Origin of the sequence: Acutalibacter intestini, assembly GCF_034334985.1 — a bacterium.
Classification (GTDB): Bacteria; Bacillota; Clostridia; order Oscillospirales; family Acutalibacteraceae; genus Acutalibacter; species Acutalibacter intestini.
Genome location: NZ_JAWXXL010000076.1, coordinates 1 through 5,355 on the forward strand (window position 1 = coordinate 1; position 5,355 = coordinate 5,355).

Below are 5,355 nucleotides of genomic sequence, written 5' to 3' on the forward strand. Positions count from 1 at the left end.
AAGCCGTAACCGGCGTGTACCCTAAAAACTGAATAAAGCGAAAGAAGCAGGAAAGGAATCGAATCAAGGGTGGGAACAAACTTGGTCAAGCCCTCGGCCTATTAGTACTGCCAAGCTGAACATGTTACCATGCTTACACACGCAGCCTATCAACCTTGTAGTCTACAAGGGGCCTTACTAGCTTGCGCTATGGGATATCTAATCTTGGAGGCGGCTTCACGCTTAGATGCTTTCAGCGTTTATCCGTTCCACACATAGCTGCCCAGCTGTGCCATTGGCATGACAACTGGTGCGCCAGAGGTGTGTCCATCCCGGTCCTCTCGTACTAAGGACAGCTCTCCTCAAATATCCTGCGCCCACGACAGATAGGGACCGAACTGTCTCACGACGTTCTGAACCCAGCTCGCGTGCCACTTTAATCGGCGAACAGCCGAACCCTTGGGACCGAATACAGCCCCAGGATGTGACGAGCCGACATCGAGGTGCCAAACCTCCCCGTCGATGTGAACTCTTGGGGGAGATCAGCCTGTTATCCCCAGGGTAGCTTTTATCCGTTGAGCGACGGCAATTCCACTCTCTACCGCCGGATCACTAACTCCAACTTTCGTTACTGCTCGGACCGTCATCCTCGCAGTTAGGCCAGCTTATGCGTTTACACTCAATAGCACGGTTTCCATCCGTGCCGAGCTGACCTTTGAGCGCCTCCGTTACTCTTTTGGAGGCGACCGCCCCAGTCAAACTGCCCACCTAACAATGTCCCCCGGCCAGATTCATGGCCGCAGGTTAGAATTCCAACAATCTAAGGGTGGTATCCCAAGGGTGGCTCCCTACAAGCTAGCGCCCGTAGTTCGCTGCCTCCCACCTATCCTGTACATAAATTATCGAAACCCAATATTAAGCTACAGTAAAGCTCCATGGGGTCTTTCCGTCTTGTCGCGGGTAACCGGCATCTTCACCGGTACTACAATTTCGCCGGGCGGGTAATTGAGACAGTGCCCAGATCGTTACACCATTCGTGCGGGTCGGAACTTACCCGACAAGGAATTTCGCTACCTTAGGACCGTTATAGTTACGGCCGCCGTTTACTGGGGCTTCAATTCAATGCTTGCACATCTCCTCTTAACCTTCCAGCACCGGGCAGGTGTCAGCCCCTATACTTCATCTTTCGATTTAGCAGAGACCTGTGTTTTTGATAAACAGTCGCCTGGGCCTATTCTCTGCGGCCACATCTCTGTGGCATCCCTTCTTCCGAAGTTACGGGATCAACTTGCCGAGTTCCTTAACTACCCTTCTCCCGTTGGCCTTAGAATCCTCTTCCTATCTACCTGTGTCGGTTTGCGGTACGGGCGCCTTAGATATACACAAGACTTTTCTCGCCCCCGTCCATGCACGCTTCCCTACTATTAGTTCGGTCCCTTACGCCCGGGGCAACCATCGCCCGGGTCGTGCACTTCCAGGGTGTCCTCTTGCTTAAATCTTTCGGCGGCTACGGAATGTCCACCGTATGTGCATCGGCTACGCCTCTCGGCCTCACCTTAGCTCCCGGCTAACTTGGAGCGGACGAACCTTCCTCCAAAAACCTTAGACTTTCGGCCAATATGATTCTCACATATTTCTCGCTACTCATTCCGGCATTCTCACTCGTATAAAGTCCACCACCGCTTCCGCTATGACTTCACCCCTTATACGACGCTCTCCTACCATTCGTAACCGTTCTTCATATCTTCACTTTAGCTAAAGAAAATTTAACTCGCTTTGCTGGTCTATTTTTTCTTCCGCCTTACTGAATACATGAAGAACGATTACGAATCCCAAGCTTCGGTGTACACTTTAGCCCCGTTAAATTTTCGGCGCAGGGCCACTCGACCAGTGAGCTATTACGCACTCTTTTAATGAATGGCTGCTTCTGAGCCAACATCCTGGTTGTCTGTGCAACCCCACATCCTTTTCCACTGAAGTGTACTTTGGGACCTTAGCTGTGGGTCTGGGCTGTTTCCCTTTCGACAATGAAACTTATCTCCCACTGTCTGACTCCTGTACATCAATTATCCGGCATTCAGAGTTTGATAGGCTTCGGTACCCTCTCGGGCCCTAGGCCATTCAGTGCTTTACCTCCGGTAATCTAATACAAGGCTAGTCCTAAAACTATTTCGGAGAGAACCAGCTATCTCCGGGTTCGATTGGAATTTCTCCGCTACCCACACCTCATCCGCTACCATTTCAACGGGAGTCGGTTCGGTCCTCCATGGAGTTTTACCTCCACTTCAACCTGGACATGGGTAGGTCACCCGGTTTCGGGTCGAATACAACTGACTTCATGCGCCCTATTCAGACTCGCTCTCGCTACGGCTTCAGACCATAAGTCCTTAACCTTGCCAGTTACATTCACTCGCCGGACCATTCTACAAAAGGTACCCGATCACCCTTTGACGGGCTCTCGGTGCTTGTAAGCACAAGGTTTCAGGTTCTATTTCACTCCCCTCCCGGGGTGCTTTTCACCTTTCCTTCACAGTACTTTCCACTATCGGTCACCAGGTAGTATTTAGGCTTGGAGGGTGGTCCCCCCGTCTTCCCACCGGGTTCCACGTGCCCGGCGGTACTCTGGATACAGCTAGCTTATTTCACCTTTCGTCTACGTGACTCTCACACTGTTTTGTCAGCCTTCCCATGCTGTTCGACTAGGTTCCATAATACACATTGCTGTCCAAACCCCAAAGGTATTACTACCTCTGGTTTGGCCTCTTCCGCGTTCGCTCGCCACTACTAGCGGAATCTCGGTTGATTTCTCTTCCTCGCCCTACTTAGATGTTTCAGTTCAGGCGGTTCCCCTCATAGGGCTATGTATTCACCCTATGATGACTGGACATGACTCCAGCCGGATTGCTCCATTCGGAAATCCACGGCTCAATGCCTACTTACGGCTCCCCGTGGCTTATCGCAGTTAATCGCGTCCTTCTTCGGCTCCTGGTGCCAAGGCATTCCCCTTGCGCTCTTTGTAGCTTGACCATGTGTTCTCATAAAGATTTGCTTTGAATAAGCTTTTCTTTACCCTTTAGAAATTGCAGTTTCTACCTTCAACAAGCCTGTTAAGACTTATCTCTAGTTAAAACTCTCGATTTCTGTCTGCTTTGCTTTATTCAGTTTTCAAGGTACAACTGCCCTTTCGGGCTGGTGGGCTCAAGTGGACTCGAACCACCGACCTCACGGTTATCAGCCGTGTGCTCTAACCAGCTGAGCTATGAGCCCATAAGATTGACTGCGTCAACTTACCAAGTTTGACTTCAAGGCTTCCGCCTCGATTCCCTTTGGAAACCGTCAAACTTTTGGCTGCCATGCAACCCTCTGTTTTCGCTTTCCTCTGGTCTTATCTCACTTCTTGCCGGCTTGTCGGCATATCCACTCTTGCCCTTGGTGGAGATGAACGGGTTCGAACCGATGACCCCCTGCTTGCAAAGCAGGTGCTCTCCCAGCTGAGCTACACCCCCATATTGAAAGGTGTCCCTTTCTTCTCCTTTTGAGAACCTCTTAGGGCCCTCAAAATTAAACAACGATTAGAAGCTTTCCCCGTGCCCGACCTAGGATATCTAAACTTATTATTCATAAGTTTGGTTCTCCATAGAAAGGAGGTGATCCAGCCGCACCTTCCGATACGGCTACCTTGTTACGACTTCACCCCAGTCGCCAATCCTACCTTCGGCAGCGCCCTCCTTGCGGTTAGGCTACTGACTTCGGGCATTACCGGCTCCCATGGTGTGACGGGCGGTGTGTACAAGGCCCGGGAACGTATTCACCGCGGCATGCTGATCCGCGATTACTAGCAATTCCAACTTCACGCAGGCGGGTTGCAGCCTACGATCCGAACTGAGACCGTTTTTGGGGTTTTGCTCTGCCTCGCGGCTTTGCTTCCCTCTGTTAACGGCCATTGTAGTACGTGTGAGGCCCAGGTCATAAGGGGCATGATGATTTGACATCATCCCCACCTTCCTCCGTTTTGTCAACGGCGGTCCGGCTAGAGTGCTCTTGCGTAGCAACTAACCGTAAGGGTTGCGCTCGTTGCGGGACTTAACCCAACATCTCACGACACGAGCTGACGACAACCATGCACCACCTGTCTCCGCTTTCCCCGAAGGGCACCTAACGTATCTCTACCTCGTTAGCGGGATGTCAAGACCTGGTAAGGTTCTTCGCGTTGCATCGAATTAATCCACATACTCCACTGCTTGTGCGGGCCCCCGTCAATTCCTTTGAGTTTCAGCCTTGCGGCCGTACTCCCCAGGTGGATTACTTATTGTGTTAACTCCGGCACGGATGGGGTCAGTCCACCCACACCTAGTAATCATCGTTTACAGCGTGGACTACCAGGGTATCTAATCCTGTTTGCTACCCACGCTTTCGTGCCTCAGCGTCAGTTAAAGCCCAGTAGGCCGCCTTCGCCACTGGTGTTCCTCCCGATCTCTACGCATTTCACCGCTACACCGGGAATTCCGCCTACCTCTACTTCACTCAAGACTTACAGTTTCAAAAGCAGTTTATGGGTTAAGCCCATAGATTTCACTTCTGACTTGCAAGCCCGCCTACGCACCCTTTACACCCAGTAAATCCGGACAACGCTTGCTCCCTACGTATTACCGCGGCTGCTGGCACGTAGTTAGCCGGAGCTTCCTCCTCTGCTACCGTCATTATCTTCACAGAGGACAGAGGTTTACAATCCGAAAACCGTCTTCCCTCACGCGGCGTTGCTGGTTCAGGGTTTCCCCCATTGACCAATATCCCTCACTGCTGCCTCCCGTAGGAGTCTGGGCCGTGTCTCAGTCCCAATGTGGCCGTTCAACCTCTCAGTCCGGCTACCGATCGTCGGCTTGGTGGGCCGTTACCCCGCCAACTACCTAATCGGACGCGAGCCCATCTTTCAGCGGATTGCTCCTTTGATCATCAAACCATGCGGTTCGATCATATCATGCGGTATTAGCGTTCGTTTCCAAACGTTATCCCCCTCTGAAAGGCAGGTTGCTCACGCGTTACTCACCCGTCCGCCACTAAGCTAAACAAGAATCAATAGCAAGCTAAATCATCAGCGTTTAACTTCGTTCGACTTGCATGTGTTAGGCACGCCGCCAGCGTTCGTCCTGAGCCAGGATCAAACTCTCTAAAATATGGTATCTAAACGCCTTTCGGCCTTTAAATCTATCTTAGAGCTTTCTTAGCTCATTCGAAGCACTTGGCTTCTCTACAGATTTCTTCAGGTTCTGCTTCCTGTTTCCTTCTTAAAGGAGTCTCTCAACTCTTTCAAGAATTCACGGGTTCTTTCTTCTTCTCGTTGTTTAATTTTCAAGGTCCTATCTCTCTTTGCGGTCC

General features: G+C 51.3%; 2 tRNA genes and 2 rRNA genes. All 4 read right to left on the reverse strand.

The features are described from left to right. Positions 1-81: 81 nt before the first annotated feature. Positions 82-3,006, reverse strand: a 23S ribosomal RNA gene (locus U8U68_RS21365). Positions 3,007-3,169: 163 nt separating this feature from the next. After that, positions 3,170-3,246: transfer RNA gene (locus U8U68_RS21370), tRNA-Ile, on the reverse strand. 163 nt (positions 3,247-3,409) lie between these two features. Beyond that, a tRNA-Ala gene (locus U8U68_RS21375) sits at positions 3,410-3,485 on the reverse strand. Between the two features lie 134 nt (positions 3,486-3,619). Then, a 16S ribosomal RNA gene (locus U8U68_RS21380) occupies positions 3,620-5,153 on the reverse strand. The 16S and 23S rRNA genes sit together here with 2 tRNA genes alongside, the layout of an rRNA operon. Positions 5,154-5,355: the final 202 nt, after the last annotated feature.